This is a genomic window from Streptomyces sp. NPDC001717 (assembly GCF_042892775.1).
Lineage (GTDB): Bacteria > Actinomycetota > Actinomycetes > Streptomycetales > Streptomycetaceae > Streptomyces.
The window spans coordinates 156,298-174,633 of sequence record NZ_JBIAUK010000012.1; the positions used below are offsets into that span (position 1 = coordinate 156,298).

Sequence of the window (18,336 nt, forward strand, 5' to 3'; positions counted from 1 at the left end):
GGCCGTCGCAGGCCGTCGAGACGGGCCCGTACGCCGGGGCGCCCTACGGGGTGCCCGGCTGCGGGCCCGTCTCGGTCGCCGAGGCCGACGGGGACACGGTCGCCGACGGGGACGCGGAAGTCTGCGAGGGCGACGGGTCCGGGGACGTCCCCGACGTCTGCGAGCCCGAGGACGTCGGCTGGGACTTCGACGGGGTCGAGGAGGGCTTGCGGGACGGGGTCCTGCCCGGGGTGGTCTGGGCCGTGCTCTCCCCCGGGGTCGGGGACTGCGACGTCGCGGGCGCCACGGGCGGCTGCGCGGCGGGGTCGGTGGTGCCGGGCGCCGAGGACGGGGCGACCCGGGTCGGGTTCGCCGACACCGAGGGACCCTGCGCCGGGGGCGTGGTGTCCTCGGAGCTCATGGCCAGACTCACCACGGTGCCCAGCACCACCGCCGTCAGCGCGCCGGCGCCGGCGATCAGCGCCTTGCGGCGGCGGCCGTGGCCCGCGTCCCGCCCCGCGGCGGGCTGCGGTTCGGGGGCGGCGGCGGGCTTCGGGTCGAGCGGGAACGCGTCCTCGAACACGGCCGACAGCGTGGTGGGCGTGTCCGTACGCGGCAGCAGCGGCACCACGGGGGTCACCCGCGTCACCGCCTCCGGTGAAACCGGCACGGGCAGCGGCGACGTCACCGCGCCGGTGCTCCCCGCCCCGTCGACACGGCCGACACCGGGGCCACCGACCGCGGGCCCCCGCAGTTCGACCCCGCCTCGCGCACCGACACCGGGGCCACCGACACCAGGCCCGCGCAGCTCGCCCCCGCCCGGCGCACCGGCGCCGGCCCAACCGCCGGAGGACCCGGCCGCACCGCGCTGTCCCGTGGGGGCACCGGCAGCCGCGGGCCCGCCCTTGCCCGCCCAGCCCTCCGAGGACGCGGCCGCGCCCTGGCCGCCGGCCGCCCCGGTCCCCCGCAGCGTGAGCCCACCCGGGGCCCCGGCCGTGCCACCCGGACCCGCCGGGGCGGCGGCGCCGTCAGCGCCTGCCGGACCCCCCGCAAGACCCGCCGCGCCACCGGACGCACCCGGGCCACCGGTCGGCCCGGCCGGAACACCGGCACCGGCAGACCCCGGCCCGCGCAGCGTGAGCCCGCCCGCGGCTCCGCCCTCACCGCCCTGCCCGGCGAGGGCGGCGGCGCCACCCGCCCCCACCGGACCCGCCGCAAGGCCCGCCGCAGCAGCGGGCACGCCCGGGCCACCGGCCGACCCCGCCGGAGCGCCGGCGCCACCGGCGCCCGCCCGGCCCTCGGGGAACGCGGCCGCACCGTCCGAGCCGGCCGGGGCACGTCCCGGTGCGGCGGGGGCAGCGGCGCCCGCCCAGCGTGCCGCGCCGCCGGAGCCGGGACGGGCCGCCGGATCACCCGGGACCGCCGGAGGCTCCAGGCGCAGTGGCGGGGACGAGGTCCCCCCCGCCGCTTCGCGGTCCACGACCAGTGCCAGCGCGCGCCGCCCGGCCACCGTGCCCCGCTTGTCGGCCAGCGCGCCGCGCAGTCCGATCGAGGTCTCCAGCTCGGCCCGCGCGCGATCCAGGCGCCCCTCGCACAGGGCGAGCACGCCGAGTTCGTGGTGGAAGTACGCCTGTTCGGCGACCTCCCCCGCCTTGCGCGCGGCCTCCGCGCCGGCGCGCAGCACGCGCTCCCACGCCTCCCAGTGCAGCGAGGCCGCGAACGCGGGGGCCGCCGTCCGTGCGAGCAGTACGGCCGCCACGACGTCCGCGCCGCCCAGCGCGGCGAGCACCGCCTCGGCCTCCACCGCGACCCGCTCGGGGGTCACCGAGGAGTGCCCGGTCCACCAGGCGTAGTGCCGGGCGGCCGTACGGGCCTCCTCGGCGGCGGTGTCCCCGTACCCGGCCTCCTCCAGCTGGCGTGCGACGCCCTCGGCGAGCCGGTAGCGGGCGCCGACCGGGGTCAGCAGCCCGCAGGCGAGCAGCTCCGCCACCGCCGCGTCGGCGTGGGTGTCCCCCACCAACGCCGGCAGGTGCGTGTGGTGCGGCATCTCCCCGCCCAGCGCGCACGCGATCCGCAGGGCCGCGCGCGCCGATTCGCTGACCCGCGAGGCCAGCAGCTCGGCCGGGGCCGCGCCCTCGGCGAGCGTGGGCAGCGGGACGTGGGCGGCGCCGCGCTGGCGTTCCTCGAAGACGCCGGGCTCTTCCCCGTCGTCGTCCTCGTCGCTGTGGTTGAGCTCGTCGCGCTGCCGCAGCAGGGCGGCGGCCTGTACGAAGCGCAGCGGCAGCCCCTCGGAGGCGAACCGCAGGTCGGCCGCCCAGGCGACCTCCGGATCGGTCAGCGGCCGTCCGACGCCCGCCTCCAGGAGGGCCGTGCATTCGGCCTTGCCGAGGCCGTCGAGGAAGACCTCTTCGAGGTGCGCGTCGTCACCGGCGGCCTTCGCCTCGGGGGTCGAGGCCAGCAGGTAGGCGCATTCGGGGGTGGCGCGCAGCAGCTCGTCGAGGCCGGCGGCGCCCATGTCGAGGTCGTCGAGGAGGACGATGGCGCCGATGTCCCGTACGCGGGCGAGGAGCGCGATCCGGTCGGGCCGCTCGCGCGGGGCCTCGTACACGGCCGAGTAGAGCGCCTGGAGGACCTCGCCGGGCTGCTGGTGCCCGTGGCCGGAGAGTCGTACGACGCCGTCGGGCGCCAGGTCCGCGCAGCGGGCGGCGACCGCGTCGAGCAGAGCGGTGCGGCCGGATCCGGCGGGGCCGGTCAGTCGTACGGAGTGGCCGCGGCCGAGCAGTCGGACGAGCCGGTCGCGCTCCTGCTCGCGTCCGAAGAGGGGCCGGACGAGTATCGGCGGTCCGGGCAGCGCGGGCGGACGCGCGGCGGTGTCCCGGGCGGCGCGGGAGGCCGCGTCGCGCTTGGCGGGGCGGCTGGTGTCGGTGCCCGGGCGCAGCGCTTCGATCTCGCTGCCGTCGACGGGGTTGACGGCGAGGGTGAATTCGCCCGCGGTCAGGCTGACCAGCCGTGCGGCGGGCGCGGACGCGGGCGTCCGGAGGGTCCCGCCGGCCGCGGCCCCGGAACGCTCCTCCGGATCGGTCTGCCCCTGCGTAAGGTCCATGACCAAGTCCCCCGATCGCGCTGCGCGCCGTCGCCGTCTTCCCGCCCGGCCTTCGCACACGCCGCTCTCGCTACTGGTCCGGTTTCCGCCCGAACCCTAGACGGTGGCCGGCGGTGCGGGGAACCGCAGGGGTGCCATCACCACCGGACCGTTACGTTTCCGCCGGAAATGTGCAGGTGGCGGGCCCTGGGGTCGGGGCGGTGGCGGCGGGGTCAGACCCGGGGGAGGGACTCGGCTTCCAGGCCGCCCTCGATCGCGAGGATCCGGTGCAGCCGGGTCGCGACGAGCAGCCGCTGCATCTGGGGCGGCACGCCGCGCAGGACGAGACGCCGTCCGGTCCGGCCGGCCCGCCGGTGCGCACCCATGATCACGCCGAGTCCCGTGGCGTCCCACGAGTCGAGTCCGGTGAGGTCGAGCACGAGGTCGCCGTGTCCGTCGTCGAGGGCGGTGTGGAGGGCCGTACGGGCGTCCGCCGCGCTGCGCACGTCGAGGCGGCCCCCGACAGCGAGTTCGGCGTGGTCGCCCCTGATGTGCATGTGTGCTCCCGGCAGTACCGCGTACGTATGGTCCGATTGGTCCGTGGTCGGCAACTCTCACTGCAACTGACTGCCTCACGGGCAGGGAAGTTGCCGACCGTGAGCGAACCGATACCTAATTCACCCCGAGGGGTGATGGCGTTCGAACTGGTGCTCAGTGGCCGGGTCGGCCAGGGCCGACCCGGACCCGACGGCTCAGTGCTTGTAGAAGCCCTGACCGCTCTTGCGGCCGATGTCGCCGGCGTCCACCATCCGGCGCATGAGCTCCGGCGGCGCGAACTTCTCGTCCTGCGACTCGGTGTAGATGTTGCTGGTGGCGTGGAGCAGGATGTCGACGCCGGTGAGGTCGGCGGTGGCCAGCGGGCCCATCGCGTGACCGAAGCCCAGCTTGCACGCGATGTCGATGTCCTCGGCGGACGCCACGCCCGATTCGTACAGCTTCGCGGCTTCGACGACGAGGGCGGAGATCAGACGGGTCGTCACGAAGCCGGCGACGTCGCGGTTGACGACGATGCAGGTCTTGCCGACGGACTCGGCGAACGCGCGGGTGGCGGCGAGGGTTTCGTCGCTCGTCTTGTAGCCGCGTACGAGCTCGCAGAGCTGCATCATCGGGACGGGCGAGAAGAAGTGCGCGCCGACGACCCGCTCCGGACGCTCCGTCACGGCCGCGATCTTGGTGATCGGGATGGCGGAGGTGTTGGAGGCGAGGATCGTGTCCTCGCGGACGATCTTGTCGAGGGCGCGGAAGATCTCGTGCTTGATCTCGATCTTCTCGAAGGCGGCCTCGACGACGATGTCGACGTCGGCGGCGGCGTCCAGGTCGGTGGTCGTCGTGATGCGGGCGAGCGCGGCCTCGGCGTCCTCGGCGGTCAGCTTGCCCTTGGAGACGAACTTGTCGTACGAGGCCTTGATCCCGTCCGTGCCCCGGGTCAGCGCCGCGTCGGTGACGTCGCGCAGCACGACGTCCCAACCTGCCTGAGCGGAGACCTGAGCGATTCCGGAACCCATCAGCCCGGCACCGATGACGGCGAGCTTCCCAGCCACTGCACACCCCAAGTTCTCGATTGGACCCCGGCCCAGTCAGGGCCCGGTCTCGTAGCCACTCCGGCGGAGACTAGCGCCCGGGCGCCGCGGAGTGACCGCGAAGTAACACGCGTCACGTCTCAAATGACGGACATCACACCGTTCCGGCCCAGCAGCCGTGCGCTGCCTCACAGTTCAGGCGTCGCCCTTGTCGTCGTCGGCGTCCACGAGCCTGCGCCTCGGCTCGCGCAGCCGTTCCAGCTCCGCGCGCGCGGCGGGCAGATGGCCGAGTTCGACGGCCATGGACCCGCGGCCGGCGATGTGGTGGGCATCGACCCTGGCCGCGGCGTCGGCGGCGGGCAGCGCGCAGACGTCTTCCCGGGTGCGACGCGGCCGGTGGAGGACGTCACCCGCCTCGTGGACGTTCGGCTCCCCCGCCGTGAGCTCCTCGCGCAGCAGGTCCTTCGCGTAGTCCCAGACGCGCGCGTCGTGCTCGGCGGCGCCGGGCTCCCCCGGGTGGTGCGGGTGCCCGGTCCACGCGTACGCGTGGTCGCGCAGGTCGAGGACGCGGTCCAGTGCCTCGCCCACGCGCCCCTCGGCCGCCTGGGCCCGCCCGCGCCCGGAATTTCCCCGGCGGCCCCGTCTACCCTGGCCGCATGGTGAACCTCACGCGCATCTACACCCGTACCGGCGACAAGGGCACGACCGCCCTCGGCGACATGAGCCGTACGGCCAAGACCGACCTGCGGATCTCCGCGTACGCCGACGCCAACGAGGCCAACGCGGCCATCGGGACGGCGATCGCGCTCGGCGGCCTGTCCCCGGAGGTCGTGAAGGTCCTGGTCCGCGTGCAGAACGACCTGTTCGACGTCGGCGCCGACCTGTGCACCCCGGTCGTCGAGAACCCGGAGTACCCGCCGCTGCGCGTGGAGCAGTTCTACGTCGACAAGCTGGAGGCGGACTGCGACACCTTCCTGGAGCAGGTGGAGAAGCTGCGCAGCTTCATCCTCCCCGGCGGCACCCCGGGGGCGGCCCTGCTCCACCAGGCCTGCACCGTGGTCCGGCGCGCCGAGCGCTCCACCTGGGCGGCGCTGGAGGTGCACGGCGAGGTGATGAACCCGCTGACCGCGACCTACCTCAACCGCCTGTCCGACCTGCTGTTCATCCTGGCCCGGGTGGCCAACAAGGAGGTCGGCGACGTGCTGTGGGTGCCGGGCGGCGAACGCTAGAGCCCCTGCGGGGCAGGGGCCTTTTTCGGCCAGATCGTGTACGTGGCGGCGACCAGTGCGTGGATGCCGACCGCCCGCAGGGCTCCCAGCTGCCAGGCCCGGAGCGAGCCGACGTCGCCCGCGTCGCCGACGTACGCGATCGCGGCCTGGAGCAGGCCGAGGGCCACCGCGGCGGCGACGACCGTACGCAGCCACAGCTTCCACTCGTGGACGGCCCGGGCCCTGCCGTGGCCGGGGCCGGGCGGCTTCGGCCCCCCGGCCAGCCGGTGCGCGGCGTGGCCGTCGAGCCACTTGATCGTGTAGTGGCCGTATCCGACGGTGTAGCCGATGTACAGGGCGGCCACTCCGTGCCTCCAGTCCGCCTCCGCGCCGTTCGCGAGGTCCAGCGTGCCGACCACCAGCAGGACCAGCTCCAGCACGGGCTCGCACAGCAGGACCGCCGCCCCGAGCCCGGGCCGCCTCGCGAGGTAGCGCAGGGCAAGGCCGGCCGCCAGCAGCACCCAGAAGCCGACCTCGCAGGCGATGATCAGCGCGACGATCATGGGACTCCCCCGTCCGCTCGGTTCTCCGTTCCCTCCCAGACTCCCGTCCGGCCGGACCCGCCGCGTCGTCTCCATTGACCATCCGGGCCTGCATCGTTCGATGTACCCGTACCTCGGCCTCCGCGCCGAGGTGCGGGGCCCGCGCACCCTGTTGGATGGGACCGTGACCGAGAAGAGCCTGCGCCCCCACCGCGACGACGTCTTCCTCGCCGTGGTCAGCACGGCCGCGGGCCTGCTGTTCTGGTCGCTCGGCGTCTACAGCAGCCCGGGCCGGGACTTCCTGCCGGCCTGGGTGGCCCTGGTCCCGCTCGTGGCGCTCGGCGCGATGGAGCTGCTGCGCCGCACGCACCCGAATCTGACCCTGGCCGTCGGCACCGTCGGGGTGGTCGCCGACCAGTTCACGGTCGGCAGCCTCGCCACCGTCGTGATCTTCACGGATCTGATGTACGCCGCCGTCGTGTACGGAACGCCGTCCATGGCCCGCCGGCTCCCCGTCACCACCGGCCTGATCACCGTCGTGGTCACGATCGCCTCGGTGGCCTGGCTGCGCACCCCGCAGGCCCTGCTGATCGGCACGATCACCGGCATCGTGAGCTTCGCCCCGGCCCTGACCGGCGCCACCCTGCGCAACCACCGCGAGGCCGCCGAGGCCGCCCGGCTGCGCGCCGAGCAGACCACCCTGCTGGCCGAGATGGACCGCAGTCAGGCCGTGGCCGCCGAGCGGGCCCGGATGGCGCGGGAGCTCCACGACATGGTGGCCAACCACCTCTCCGCCATCGCCATCCACTCCACCGCCGCGCTCTCCATCGACCGGCCGGAGACCAGCCGGGACGCGCTAGGGGTGATCCGGGAGAACAGCGTGCAGGGGCTGGCCGAAATGCGTCGGCTGATCGGGCTGCTGCGCGATGCGGGGGCGGAGCAGGAAGCGGCCGCCGTGCCCTCTCTGGACGGGCTGGAGGCCCTCGTGGAGCAGGCCCGGACCAACGGGTCGGCGAGCGGGCTGGACTTCGTGCTCGCCGACGAGCGGCCACCCGGCCGGGCCCTGCCGGCGCCGGTGGAGCTGGCCGCGTACAGGATCGTCCAGGAGTCGCTGACCAACGCCCTCAAGCACGCCTGTCCGGGCACGGTCACCGTCCGCGTGACCCGCACCGACACCGCGCTGACGGTGGCCGTGGATTCCCCGTACGGGGACCGCCCCGGCCCCCGCGCGCCGGGCTCCGGGGCCGGGCTGGTCGGCATGCGGGAACGGGCGGAACTGCTCGGCGGGGAGTTCGAGGCGGGCCGGAGCGGCGAATCGTGGCGGGTACGGGCGAGCCTGCCCGCGGAACTGGAGGCGGTGGAGGCATGACCATCCGGGTGGTGGTGGCGGAGGACCAGAGCGCGGTACGGGCCGGGCTGGTGCTCATCCTGCGCAGCGCGGGTGACATCGAGGTGGTGGGCGAGGCCGCCGACGGGGAGGAGGCGGTGCGCCTGGCCCGGGAACTGCGGCCGGACCTCGTCCTCATGGACGTGCAGATGCCGAGGCTCGACGGGGTGTCGGCGACCCGCCAGGTGGTCGCGGACGGTCTGGCGGACGTCTTGGTGCTGACGACCTTCGACCTGGACGAGTACGTGTTCGGGGCGCTGCGGGCGGGTGCGGCGGGCTTCCTGCTGAAGAACGCCGAGGCGGCGGAGCTGATCGCGGCGGTACGGACCGTGGCGCGCGGGGAGGGCCTGATCTCCCCGGCGGTGACGCGGCGGCTGATCGCGGAGTTCGCGGCTCCGGCGCGCCCGGCGAGACCGGCCGCCCCGCCGGCCCTGGAGACGCTGACCCGGCGGGAGCGCGAGGTCCTGTCCTGCCTGGGCGAGGGACTGTCGAACGCGGAGATCGCCGTACGGCTGGACATGGCGGAGGCGACGGCGAAGACCCACGTGAGCCGCCTCCTGGGCAAGTTGGAGCTCCGCAGCCGCCTCCAAGCGGCCGTACTGGCACAGGAGTTGGGGCTCTAGCGAAGCTCCGGGGGCACCGGTCTGGACCTCTTGACGGTTGGTCCAGACCTTTCTACTCTCACCGCAACACTGTGGTGAGCGTGCCATGACAAAGCGTGCTCACGGGCGGCGCAGGTCCCACCCCCATGTCGACGTCGGCCCCACGACGGAGACGGACCTACGGAGGAGCACCCTTGAGCACAGCACCCCCACCCCGTACCGGGCGCACCCGGTTCTTCACCAGAGTCGCGGCCGTCATCGCCGCCCTCGCCGTGCCCGTCGCCGGGCTCGTCGCACTCGCCGGCCCGGCCCAGGCCGCCGCATCCGCGACCGCGACGTACACCAAGGTCTCCGACTGGGGCACCGGCTTCGAGGGCAAGTGGACGGTGAAGAACACCGGCACCACGACCATCACCTCGTGGACCGTCGAGTGGGACTTCCCCGCCGGCACCGCCGTCACCTCCGCCTGGGACGCCACGGTCACCAACTCCGGCACCCACTGGACCGGCAAGAACGTCGGCTGGAACGGCACCCTCGCCCCCGGCGCCACCGCCAGCTTCGGCTTCAACGGCACGGGCGGCGGCTCCCCGAGCGGCTGCAAGGTCAACGGCGGCTCCTGCGACGGCACCACCCAGCCCGGTGACACTCCCCCCACGGCACCGGGCACCCCCACCGCGACCGGCGTCACCGAGACCGCACTGACCCTGAGCTGGGGCGCGGCCACCGACGACAAGGGCATCAAGAACTACGACGTCTACCGCGGCGGCACGAAGATCGCGACGGTCACCGGCACCACGTACGCGGACTCCGGCCTGACCAAGGCCACCACGTACACCTACTCCGTCACCGCCCGCGACACCATCGACCAGACCGGCCCCTCCTCCGGCAGCCTCACGGTCAGCACCACCGGCGGCACCACCGAGCCGCCGCAGCCCGGCGGCCCCGTCAAGCTGGGCTACTTCACCGAGTGGGGCGTCTACGGCCGCAACTACCACGTGAAGAACCTGGTCACCTCCGGCTCGGCCGCGAAGATCACCCACATCAACTACGCCTTCGGCAACGTCCAGAACGGCGCGTGCACCATCGGTGACGCCTACGCCGACTACGACAAGGCCTACACCGCCGACCAGAGCGTCGACGGCGTGGCCGACAACTGGGACCAGCCGCTGCGCGGCAACTTCAACCAGCTGCGCAAGCTGAAGAAGCAGTACCCGAACATCAAGGTCCTGTGGTCCTTCGGCGGCTGGACCTGGTCCGGCGGGTTCGGCCAGGCCGCGGCCAACCCGGCCGCCTTCGCCCAGTCCTGCTACAACCTGGTCGAGGACCCGCGCTGGGCCGACGTCTTCGACGGCATCGACATCGACTGGGAGTACCCGAACGCCTGCGGACTGTCCTGCGACACCAGCGGAGCGGCCGCGTTCAAGAACCTGATGTCGGCGTTGCGCGCCAAGTTCGGCGGCTCCAACCTGGTCACCGCCGCGATCTCCGCCGACGGCTCCAACGGCGGCAAGCTCGACCTGGCCGACTACGCGGGCGCCGCGCAGTACGCGGACTTCTACAACGTCATGACGTACGACTTCTTCGGCGCCTGGGACGCGAAGGGCCCGACCGCCCCGCACTCCCCGCTCACCTCGTACTCGGGCATCCCGATCGCCGGCTTCAACTCCGAGGCGGCCATCACCAAGCTCAAGGGCAAGGGCATCCCCGGCTCCAAGCTCAACCTCGGCATCGGCTTCTACGGCCGCGGCTGGACGGGCGTCACCCAGGCCGCCCCGGGCGGCACCGCGACCGGGCCCGCCCCGGGCACGTACGAGCAGGGCATCGAGGACTACAAGGTGCTCAAGAACAGCTGCCCGGCCACCGGCACCGTCGCCGGCACGGCCTACGCCAAGTGCGGCAGCAACTGGTGGAGCTACGACACCCCCGCCACCATCGCCGGGAAGATGACCTGGGCCAAGCAGCAGGGTCTGAGGGGCGCCTTCTTCTGGGAGTTCAGCGGCGACACCACGAACGGTGAGCTCGCGAACGCGATCCACACCGGCCTCCGGTAACGACGAAAGCCGGGAGGACGGGGTCCGCCCCTCGTCTTCCCGGCTCTTCGACGCCTGCGATCGGTCAGGCCACGTTCACACGCTGCCCGGGCGGTGCGGCCTCCAGCCACGCCAGGAACCCGGTCAGCGCGTCCTCGCTCATCGCCAGCTCCAGGCGGGTCCCCTGGTGGAGACAGCCGAGCACGACGGCGTCGGACAGCAGGGCCAGCTCTTCCTCGCCCTCGGGCGCGCGGCGCGCGATCACCTCGATGGAGGCCCGCTCCAACACTCGGCGCGGGCGGTGCGCATAGCTGAAGACGCGGAACCACTCGATGCGGTCACCGCCGTACCGGGCGACCCCGTACACCCAGCCCTTGCCGGATACGTCGGGCTCCTCGGCCACGCCCCAACGCAGGCTGCAGTCGAAGGTCCCGCCCGAACGCTGGATGAGCCGGCGGCGCAGCCCGAACACAAACAGCCCGATCACCACCAGGGCTACGACCAGGCCGCTCACAAGCAGAGCGAGGAGCATCTTCACCGACCTCCTCGCTCATCGCATACAGATGAAAAACAGACCTGCATCGCCTCAGCCGCGACCCGCTCCGGAAAATTCCGGAACGGACCGCGGCTGAGGTTTCACACTTTGGTACGGGGCTCAGTGCCCCGCGACGGCGCGCAACCGGACTTCGGCGCGTCGCTCGGATGCCGCATCGGCGTCCGACTTGGCGCGCTCCAGTGCCCGCTCCGCACGCTGGACGTCAATCTCGTCCGCGAGCTCGGCGATCTCGGCCAGCAGGGACAGCTTGTTGTCCGCGAACGAGATGAATCCGCCGTGCACCGCGGCGACGACGGTGCCGCCCTCGCTGGTACGGATGGTCACCGGGCCCGATTCCAGCACACCGAGAAGCGGCTGGTGACCGGGCATGACGCCGATGTCGCCGGACGTGGTGCGGGCGACAACAAGGGTGGCCTCGCCGGACCAGACATTGCGGTCCGCCGCGACCAGCTCGACGTGCAGCTCAGCAGCCAAGGTGGCTCCTCGGGTCACCACCCGGCGGGTCAGCCGGGTGTTGGGTCAAATTCTAATGGGCGTGGGGAGAGGGACGGGACACACCCGCCCCCCTCCTACGAGACACCTGCCGGCGAGCCGGCGGGCCTTCGAACCGGATGCGCTCCTCGCGGAGCGCGCCGGATCAGGAGACGCCCAGCTCCTTGGCGTTGGCCTTCAGGTCCTCGATGCCACCGCACATGAAGAACGCCTGCTCGGGGAAGTGGTCGTAGTCACCGTCGCAGATCGCGTTGAACGCGGTGATCGACTCGTCGAGCGGAACGTCCGAACCGTCCACACCGGTGAACTGCTTCGCCACGTGGGTGTTCTGCGACAGGAAGCGCTCGACGCGACGGGCACGGTGGACAACGAGCTTGTCCTCCTCGCCCAGCTCGTCGATACCGAGGATCGCGATGATGTCCTGGAGGTCCTTGTACTTCTGCAGGATCCCCTTGACACGCATGGCGGCCGCGTAGTGGTCCGCCGCGATGTACCGCGGGTCGAGGATGCGGGACGTCGAGTCCAGCGGGTCCACGGCCGGGTAGATGCCCTTCTCGGAGATCGGACGGGAGAGAACCGTCGTCGCGTCGAGGTGGGCGAAGGTGGTCGCCGGCGCCGGGTCGGTCAGGTCGTCCGCGGGGACGTAGATCGCCTGCATCGAGGTGATCGAGTGACCGCGGGTCGAGGTGATGCGCTCCTGGAGGAGACCCATCTCGTCGGCCAGGTTCGGCTGGTAACCCACCGCGGAGGGCATGCGGCCGAGCAGGGTCGACACCTCGGAACCGGCCTGGGTGTACCGGAAGATGTTGTCGATGAAGAACAGCACGTCCTGCTTCTGAACATCGCGGAAGTACTCCGCCATGGTCAGACCGGCGAGCGCGACGCGCAGACGGGTGCCCGGGGGCTCGTCCATCTGGCCGAAGACAAGGGCGGTCTTGTCGATGACGCCCGAGTCGCCCATTTCCTCGATGAGGTCGTTGCCCTCACGGGTACGCTCACCGACGCCCGCGAACACCGACACACCGTCGTGGTTGTTGGCGACGCGGTAGATCATTTCCTGGATCAGAACGGTCTTGCCGACGCCGGCACCACCGAACAGACCGATCTTTCCACCCTTGACGTACGGGGTGAGAAGGTCGATGACCTTGACGCCGGTCTCGAACATCTCCGTCTTGGACTCGAGCTCGTCGAAGCTCGGGGCCTTGCGGTGGATGGGCCAGCGCTCGGTGACCTCGGCGTTCGCCTCGGGGTAGTTGAGCACCTCACCCAGGGTGTTGAACACCTTGCCCTTGGTGAAGTCACCGACGGGGACGGTGATGCCCTCGCCCGTGTCGGTCACCGGGGCCTGGCGGACCAGACCGTCGGTGGGCTGCATGGAGATGGTGCGGACCAGGCCGTCACCCAGGTGCTGGGCGACCTCAAGGGTCAGCGTCTTGAGCGCGCCGTCCTCGGCCGGGTCGGCGACCTGGACCTTCAGCGCGTTGTAGATGTCGGGCATCGCGTCGACGGGGAACTCCACGTCGACGACCGGGCCGATGACCCGGGCGATGCGGCCCGTGGCAGCGGCCGTCTCAACAGAGGTCGTCATTACTTGTCACTCCCCGCGGTCGCGTCGGCCATGGCGCTGGCGCCACCGACGATCTCGCTGATTTCCTGGGTGATTTCGGCCTGGCGGGCCGCGTTGGCAAGCCGGGAGAGGCTCTTGATGAGGTCTCCGGCGTTGTCGGTCGCCGACTTCATCGCGCGGCGGCGGGCAGCGTGCTCGGAAGCAGCGGCCTGCAGCAGCGCGTTGTAGATGCGGCTCTCGACGTAGCGCGGCAGAAGGGCGTCGAGGACGTCCTCCGCCGACGGCTCGAACTCGAACAGCGGAAGGATCTCGCCCTTCGCACCGTCCTCCTCCACAGCCTTGTCGAGGCTGAGCGGCAGCATCCGGCCGTCGACCGCGTTCTGCGTCATCATCGACACGAATTCCGTGTAGACGATGTGCAGCTCGTCGACGCCGCCCTCGGCCGTTTCCAGCTGGATGGCCTCGATCAGCGGCGCCGCGACGCGCTTGGCGTCGGCGTAGGCCGGGCTGTCGGTGAAGCCGGTCCACGAGTCCGTGACCTTGCGCTCACGGAAGCCGTAGTAGGCGACACCCTTGCGGCCGACGATGTAGCTGTCGACCTCCTTGCCCTCAGCCCGCAGCCGCTCGGTGAGCCGGTCGGCCTGCTTGATGGCGTTCGAGGAGTAGCCGCCGGCCAGACCGCGGTCGCTCGTGATGAGCAGGACCGCGGCGCGGGTCGGCGCCTCGACCTCGGTGGTCAGGGCGTGCTTGGTGTTCGAACCGGTCGCCACCGCGGTCACCGCACGGGTGAGCTCGGTCGCGTACGGCATCGACGCCGCCACCTTGCGCTGCGCCTTGACGATGCGCGAGGCGGCGATCATCTCCATCGCCTTGGTGATCTTCTTGGTCGCCGTGATGGCACGGATGCGACGCTTGTAGACCCGGAGCTGCGCTCCCATGAGTCAGGTCCCTTCCGTCGTCACTTGGAGACGTTGACGGCCGGAACGTCTTCGCCGAGGAGCTTTCCGTCCGAGGTCTCGAACTGGCGCTTGAAGGCGGCGATCGCGTCGGCGATCGAGCCCAGCGTGTCGTCCGACATCTTGCCGCCGTCGGCGATCGAGGTCAGGAGGTCCTTGCGCTCGCGGCGCAGGTGCTCCAGCAGCTCCGACTCGAAGCGGCGGATGTCCTCGACCGGGACGTCGTCCATCTTGCCGGTGGTGCCGGCCCAGACGGAGACGACCTGCTCCTCGACGGGCATCGGCTGGTACTGGCCCTGCTTCAGCAGCTCGACCATGCGCTTGCCGCGCTCCAGCGAGGCCTTCGACGCGGCGTCCAGGTCGGAACCGAAGGCGGCGAACGCCTCCAGCTCGCGGTACTGGGCCAGGTCGACGCGGAGGCGACCCGAAACCTGCTTCATGGCCTTGTGCTGGGCGGAGCCACCGACGCGGGAGACCGAGATACCGACGTTCAGCGCCGGGCGCTGGCCCGCGTTGAACAGGTCGGACTCCAGGAAGCACTGGCCGTCGGTGATGGAGATGACGTTGGTCGGGATGAACGCCGACACGTCGTTCGCCTTGGTCTCGACGATCGGCAGACCGGTCATCGAACCGGCACCCATCTCGTCGGACAGCTTCGCGCAGCGCTCCAGCAGACGGGAGTGCAGGTAGAAGACGTCACCCGGGTAGGCCTCACGGCCCGGCGGGCGGCGCAGCAGCAGCGACACGGCGCGGTAGGCGTCGGCCTGCTTCGACAGGTCGTCGAAGATGATCAGGACGTGCTTGCCGGCGTACATCCAGTGCTGGCCGATGGCGGAACCGGTGTACGGCGCCAGGTACTTGAAGCCGGCCGGGTCGGACGCCGGGGCGGCGACGATCGTCGTGTACTCGAGCGCGCCGGCCTCTTCCAGGGCGCCGCGAACGGACGCGATGGTCGAGCCCTTCTGGCCGATGGCGACGTAGATGCAGCGGACCTGCTTGTTCACGTCGCCGGAGCGCCAGTTGTCACGCTGGTTGATGATCGTGTCGACGGCCAGAGCGGTCTTACCCGTCTGACGGTCGCCGATGATCAGCTGACGCTGGCCACGGCCGATCGGCACCATCGCGTCGACGGCCTTGTAGCCGGTCTGCATGGGCTCGTGCACCGACTTACGGACCATAACGCCCGGGGCCTGCAGCTCGAGGGCGCGGCGGCCTTCGGTCGCGATCTCGCCGAGGCCGTCGATCGGGTTGCCGAGCGGGTCGACAACGCGGCCGAGGTAGCCCTCGCCGACACCTACGGAGAGAACCTCACCGGTGCGGTGCACCGGCTGGCCCTCCTCGATACCGCTGAACTCGCCGAGGACGATCGCACCGATCTCGCGCTCCTCGAGGTTGAGGGCGAGACCGAGGGTGCCGTCCTCGAACTTCAGCAGCTCGTTCGCCATGGCGGAGGGCAGGCCCTCCACCTTCGCGATGCCGTCGCCGGCAACGCTGACCGTTCCGACCTCCTCGCGCGAGGCCGCGTCCGGCTGGTACGACTGGACAAAGTTCTCCAGTGCGTCCCGGATCTCCTCCGGCCGGATCGTGAGCTCCGCCATCTGGGTTCCCTGCTCTCCTTGTTGGGCCTGAAGCTTCTTAGGGGTCTGGGGGCGACCCCCAGGAATCTTCTGCAAGTTCTGCACGGCCCAACCGGGCCGCTAGGAATGCGTTGTACTAGTTGGTGGCTGGTCAGCCGGCCATGCGACGGGTCGCCTCGGTGAGGCGCTCCGCGATGGTGCCGTCGATGACCTCGTCACCGACCCGCACCTGGATTCCGCCGAGGACCGCGGGGTCCACGTCGAGGTTCAGGTGCATCTGGCGGCCGTACAGCTTCGCCAGCACCGCGCCGAGACGCTGCTTCTGCACGTCGCTGAGCGGAACCGCGGTGGTCACGGTGGCGACCATGCGGTTGCGGCGCTCGGCGGCGAGCGTGGAAAGGGACTCGAGTCCCGCTTCCAGGCTACGTCCACGCGGGTGCGTGACGAGACGCGTCACCAGGCGCTCCGTGACGGCGTTCGCCTTGCCGCCGAGCAGGCTGCGCAGCAGCTCGCTCTTGGCGGAGGCGGTGGCCGCACGGTCGGTCAGCGCGGCACGCAGCTCGGTGTTCGAGGAGACGATCCGCCCGAAGCGGAACACCTCGTCCTCGACGTCGTCGAGCGCGCCGGCCTTCTGGGCCGCCGTGAGGTCGGCGGTGGCCGCCAGCTCCTCAAGCGAGTCCACCAGGTCACGGGACTGCGACCAGCGGGACCGCGCCATGCCGGACACCAGGTCGAGGGTCTCCCCGCCCACCTGGCCGGACAGCAGTCGGCCCACCAGCTCGGCCTTGGCCTCACCGGACTGCGCCGGGTCCGTGATGACCCGACGCAGCGAGACCTCACGGTCGAGCAGCGCGGTGACGGCGGCCAGCTCACCGGCGAGCTTCGCCGCGTCGACGGACGAGTTGTCCGTCAGCGCGTCGAGACGCTCGCGCGCGGAGGCCAGCGCCTCGCGGCTCGCTCCGTTCATCGGGCCGCCTCGGCCTTCTCCTCAAGCTCGCTGAGGAAGCGGTCGATCGTACGGCTCTGCCGGGCGTGGTCCTCGAGGGACTCGCCGACGAGCTTTCCGGCCAGGTCGGTGGCGAGCTTGCCGACGTCCTGACGCAGCGCCTGAGCGGCGGCCTTGCGGTCGGCCGCGATCTGGGCGTGGCCGGCAGCGATGATCTCCTCACGCTGCCGCTGGCCCTCTGCGCGCAGTTCTTCCTTGAGCGCAGTGCCCTGCTCCAGCGCTTCCTGGCGCAGGCGCGCGGCCTCGTGCCGGGCTTCGGCGAGCTGGGCCTTGTACTGCTCCAGGACGCTCTGAGCCTCGGTCTGAGCGGCTTCTGCCTTCTCGATACCGCCCTCGATCGCCGCGTGGCGCTCGTCCAGAACCTTGTTGATGTTCGGGAGGAGCTTCTTCGCGAGGAAACCGAAGACGATGACGAAGGCGATCAGACCGATGACGAGCTCGGGGATCGGCGGAACGAGAGGGTTTTCCGTCTCGGCCGCGAGAACCAGGAGGTTCACATCAGTGCCTTTCGTCTAATCGGACTAGTGGTTGCGGCTCGTCTTAGTAGACGAACGGCATGACCAGACCGATGAGGGCGAGCGCCTCACAGAAGGCGAAGCCGAGGATCTGGTTGGCGCGGATCAGACCGGCGGCCTCGGGCTGGCGGGCGAGGGCCTGGGTGCCGTTACCGAAGATGATGCCGACGCCGACGCCGGGGCCGATGGCCGCGAGGCCGTAACCAACGGAGCTGAGGGAACCGGTGACGCCTTCGGCGGCGGCGAGGATCTGGGACATGCCAGTTCTTCCTTCTCTTTCACGGATCCGGTGGGGGTTGGCCACCGGACGACAAGGGGGTTTGGGAGTGGGCCGGACTCAGTGGTGCTCGGCGAGCGCGCCCTGGATGAAGCTGCAGGCCAGGAGGACGAAGACGTACGCCTGGACAGCCTGGATGAAGAGCTCGAAGGCGGTCATCACGATCACCATCACGAACGAGACACCCGCGTAGGCGATGCCGATGCCGTTCAGCAGGTACCAGCTGGCGATCGTGAAGAGCAGCAGCAGGGTGTGACCGGCGAACATGTTCGCGAAGAGTCGGACCGCGTGGGTGAACGGGCGCACCAGGACGTTCGAGAAGAACTCGATGACCATGACCAGCGGGAGGACCGGGCCGAGCGACTTGTCGTAGCCGGTCAGGTTCTTGAAGCCGCCGACGAAGCCGTGGCGCTTGAACGTCACCGACATCCAGATGAAGTACACGATCGCGGCGAGGATGGCCGGGTACGCGATGATCGCGGTCACGGGGAACTGAGCCACCGGGACGATCGACCAGACGTTCAGGATCCACACGAAGAAGAACAGCGAGACCATGAAGGGGACGTACTTCTCGCCCTCCTTCTTGCCCAGCGTCTCGTAGACGATCCCGCGGCGCACGAAGTCGTAGCCGGCCTCGGCCACCATCTGGAGCTTGCCCGGGACGACCTTCGGCTTGCCGAAGGCGGCCCAGAAGAAGCCCACGATGATCAGCGAGCCCAGCAGGGCCAGCAGCATCGGCTTGTTGAAGTACGTGCTGGTGATGCCGGGTTCGCCCCACAGCGGCTCGAAGAGGAACGAGTGCAGGCCCGGTCCGGGGAAGCCACATCCGTCGAAGATGTGACAGTCGGTCTCGAAGGCGAGGACCTGCGTCGGGTCAGCACTCACCGCGGGCTCCTTCAGCGTGGCGCATAGGTACGGCAACCTCGTTGTGTCGGCGCGGCGAGAAGCCGCGGTTCGGCACTGGACTGGTGTTACGGATG

At 71.1% G+C, this 18,336-nt stretch carries 18 protein-coding genes; 4 read left to right on the top strand and 14 right to left on the bottom strand.

What is annotated here, in order from left to right; all coding sequences use genetic code 11:
- Positions 1 to 43: 43 nt before the first annotated feature.
- From ACFYZL_RS20995 to ACFYZL_RS21010, 4 genes are all read right to left on the bottom strand, one after another.
- Entirely contained in the window at positions 44 to 3,082 is a 3,039-nt protein-coding gene (locus ACFYZL_RS20995; protein ID WP_388680760.1) for an ATP-binding protein, read from the bottom strand.
- 212 nt (positions 3,083 to 3,294) lie between these two features.
- On the bottom strand, positions 3,295 to 3,618 hold the full coding sequence (locus tag ACFYZL_RS21000; protein WP_030153791.1) for an STAS domain-containing protein: 324 nt from the start codon (positions 3,616 to 3,618) through the stop codon (positions 3,295 to 3,297).
- Between the two features lie 195 nt (positions 3,619 to 3,813).
- Entirely contained in the window at positions 3,814 to 4,662 is an 849-nt protein-coding gene (locus tag ACFYZL_RS21005) for a 3-hydroxyacyl-CoA dehydrogenase family protein (RefSeq protein ID WP_384588930.1), read from the bottom strand.
- A gap of 174 nt (positions 4,663 to 4,836) precedes the next feature.
- Positions 4,837 to 5,229: a hypothetical protein gene (locus tag ACFYZL_RS21010; RefSeq protein ID WP_388680763.1), complete on the bottom strand. Its 393-nt coding sequence runs from the start codon at positions 5,227 to 5,229 to the stop codon at positions 4,837 to 4,839.
- Between the two features lie 68 nt (positions 5,230 to 5,297).
- Here ACFYZL_RS21010 and ACFYZL_RS21015 point away from each other — a divergent pair, with 68 nt between their 5' ends.
- Complete coding sequence (locus ACFYZL_RS21015) at positions 5,298 to 5,870, top strand: cob(I)yrinic acid a,c-diamide adenosyltransferase (protein WP_384747005.1); 573 nt, start codon at positions 5,298 to 5,300, stop codon at positions 5,868 to 5,870.
- Here ACFYZL_RS21015 and ACFYZL_RS21020 read toward each other — a convergent pair.
- Positions 5,867 to 6,412 carry a hypothetical protein gene (locus ACFYZL_RS21020; protein ID WP_384747003.1) on the bottom strand — a complete coding sequence of 182 codons (546 nt, stop codon included), beginning with the start codon at positions 6,410 to 6,412 and terminating at the stop codon, positions 5,867 to 5,869. The two genes, ACFYZL_RS21015 and ACFYZL_RS21020, sit on opposite strands and share 4 nt — an antisense overlap.
- 163 nt (positions 6,413 to 6,575) lie before the next feature.
- Between ACFYZL_RS21020 and ACFYZL_RS21025 the strand changes: the two genes are divergently transcribed.
- The 3 genes from ACFYZL_RS21025 (at position 6,576) to ACFYZL_RS21035 (ending at position 10,431) form a co-directional block, all read left to right on the top strand.
- On the top strand, positions 6,576 to 7,760 hold the full coding sequence (locus tag ACFYZL_RS21025; RefSeq protein ID WP_384747001.1) for a sensor histidine kinase: 1,185 nt from the start codon (positions 6,576 to 6,578) through the stop codon (positions 7,758 to 7,760).
- Complete coding sequence (locus ACFYZL_RS21030; protein ID WP_384746999.1) at positions 7,757 to 8,401, top strand: response regulator; 645 nt, start codon at positions 7,757 to 7,759, stop codon at positions 8,399 to 8,401. Before ACFYZL_RS21025 ends, ACFYZL_RS21030 begins: the two co-directional genes overlap by 4 nt.
- Positions 8,402 to 8,526: 125 nt before the next feature.
- Positions 8,527 to 10,431: a glycosyl hydrolase family 18 protein gene (locus tag ACFYZL_RS21035; protein ID WP_384746997.1), complete on the top strand. Its 1,905-nt coding sequence runs from the start codon at positions 8,527 to 8,529 to the stop codon at positions 10,429 to 10,431.
- A gap of 64 nt (positions 10,432 to 10,495) precedes the next feature.
- Here ACFYZL_RS21035 and ACFYZL_RS21040 read toward each other — a convergent pair whose 3' ends face one another.
- The 9 genes from ACFYZL_RS21040 to atpB all read right to left on the bottom strand — a co-directional run bounded on the left by ACFYZL_RS21040 (position 10,496) and on the right by atpB (position 18,256).
- Positions 10,496 to 10,942 (bottom strand): DUF2550 domain-containing protein, encoded by a 447-nt coding sequence (locus ACFYZL_RS21040; RefSeq protein WP_384588951.1) that lies wholly within the window; start codon positions 10,940 to 10,942, stop codon positions 10,496 to 10,498.
- 123 nt (positions 10,943 to 11,065) lie between these two features.
- Positions 11,066 to 11,440, bottom strand: coding sequence for a F0F1 ATP synthase subunit epsilon (locus ACFYZL_RS21045; protein WP_329379191.1), 375 nt, complete (start codon positions 11,438 to 11,440; stop codon positions 11,066 to 11,068).
- Between the two features lie 163 nt (positions 11,441 to 11,603).
- Positions 11,604 to 13,046, bottom strand: coding sequence for a F0F1 ATP synthase subunit beta (gene atpD / locus ACFYZL_RS21050; protein WP_366681012.1), 1,443 nt, complete (start codon positions 13,044 to 13,046; stop codon positions 11,604 to 11,606).
- The gene (locus ACFYZL_RS21055; RefSeq protein ID WP_384746995.1) at positions 13,046 to 13,963 is read right to left on the bottom strand and encodes a F0F1 ATP synthase subunit gamma; all 918 of its coding nucleotides are present in this window, start codon (positions 13,961 to 13,963) and stop codon (positions 13,046 to 13,048) included. The genes atpD and ACFYZL_RS21055 overlap by 1 nt, the downstream gene beginning before the upstream one ends.
- 20 nt (positions 13,964 to 13,983) lie before the next feature.
- Positions 13,984 to 15,579: a F0F1 ATP synthase subunit alpha gene (atpA, locus tag ACFYZL_RS21060; RefSeq protein WP_384746993.1), complete on the bottom strand. Its 1,596-nt coding sequence runs from the start codon at positions 15,577 to 15,579 to the stop codon at positions 13,984 to 13,986.
- 130 nt (positions 15,580 to 15,709) lie between these two features.
- A complete protein-coding gene (locus ACFYZL_RS21065; RefSeq protein WP_376658940.1) occupies positions 15,710 to 16,525 on the bottom strand; it encodes a F0F1 ATP synthase subunit delta in 816 nt (271 codons plus the stop codon).
- Complete coding sequence (locus ACFYZL_RS21070) at positions 16,522 to 17,061, bottom strand: F0F1 ATP synthase subunit B (RefSeq protein WP_384588962.1); 540 nt, start codon at positions 17,059 to 17,061, stop codon at positions 16,522 to 16,524. Before ACFYZL_RS21070 ends, ACFYZL_RS21065 begins: the two co-directional genes overlap by 4 nt.
- A 43-nt stretch (positions 17,062 to 17,104) precedes the next feature.
- A complete protein-coding gene (atpE, locus tag ACFYZL_RS21075; protein ID WP_030857147.1) occupies positions 17,105 to 17,338 on the bottom strand; it encodes an ATP synthase F0 subunit C in 234 nt (77 codons plus the stop codon).
- A 78-nt stretch (positions 17,339 to 17,416) separates the two neighbouring features.
- Positions 17,417 to 18,256 carry a F0F1 ATP synthase subunit A gene (gene atpB, locus ACFYZL_RS21080; protein ID WP_384747034.1) on the bottom strand — a complete coding sequence of 280 codons (840 nt, stop codon included), beginning with the start codon at positions 18,254 to 18,256 and terminating at the stop codon, positions 17,417 to 17,419.
- Positions 18,257 to 18,336: the final 80 nt, after the last annotated feature.

Excerpts from the sequence above, each read along its gene's own strand:
- atpE (WP_030857147.1), bottom strand. The coding sequence starts at position 17,338 with ATGTCCCAGATCCTCGCCGCCGCCGAAGGCGTCACCGGTTCCCTCAGC.
- ACFYZL_RS20995 (WP_388680760.1), bottom strand. The coding sequence starts at position 3,082 with ATGGACCTTACGCAGGGGCAGACCGATCCGGAGGAGCGTTCCGGGGCC.
- ACFYZL_RS21030 (WP_384746999.1), top strand. The coding sequence starts at position 7,757 with ATGACCATCCGGGTGGTGGTGGCGGAGGACCAGAGCGCGGTACGGGCC.
- ACFYZL_RS21035 (WP_384746997.1), top strand. The coding sequence starts at position 8,527 with ATGTCGACGTCGGCCCCACGACGGAGACGGACCTACGGAGGAGCACCC.
- ACFYZL_RS21020 (WP_384747003.1), bottom strand. The coding sequence starts at position 6,412 with ATGATCGTCGCGCTGATCATCGCCTGCGAGGTCGGCTTCTGGGTGCTG.
- ACFYZL_RS21000 (WP_030153791.1), bottom strand. The coding sequence starts at position 3,618 with ATGCACATCAGGGGCGACCACGCCGAACTCGCTGTCGGGGGCCGCCTC.
- ACFYZL_RS21055 (WP_384746995.1), bottom strand. The coding sequence starts at position 13,963 with ATGGGAGCGCAGCTCCGGGTCTACAAGCGTCGCATCCGTGCCATCACG.
- atpA (WP_384746993.1), bottom strand. The coding sequence starts at position 15,579 with ATGGCGGAGCTCACGATCCGGCCGGAGGAGATCCGGGACGCACTGGAG.
- ACFYZL_RS21015 (WP_384747005.1), top strand. The coding sequence starts at position 5,298 with ATGGTGAACCTCACGCGCATCTACACCCGTACCGGCGACAAGGGCACG.
- ACFYZL_RS21040 (WP_384588951.1), bottom strand. The coding sequence starts at position 10,942 with ATGCTCCTCGCTCTGCTTGTGAGCGGCCTGGTCGTAGCCCTGGTGGTG.
- ACFYZL_RS21065 (WP_376658940.1), bottom strand. The coding sequence starts at position 16,525 with ATGAACGGAGCGAGCCGCGAGGCGCTGGCCTCCGCGCGCGAGCGTCTC.
- atpD (WP_366681012.1), bottom strand. The coding sequence starts at position 13,046 with ATGACGACCTCTGTTGAGACGGCCGCTGCCACGGGCCGCATCGCCCGG.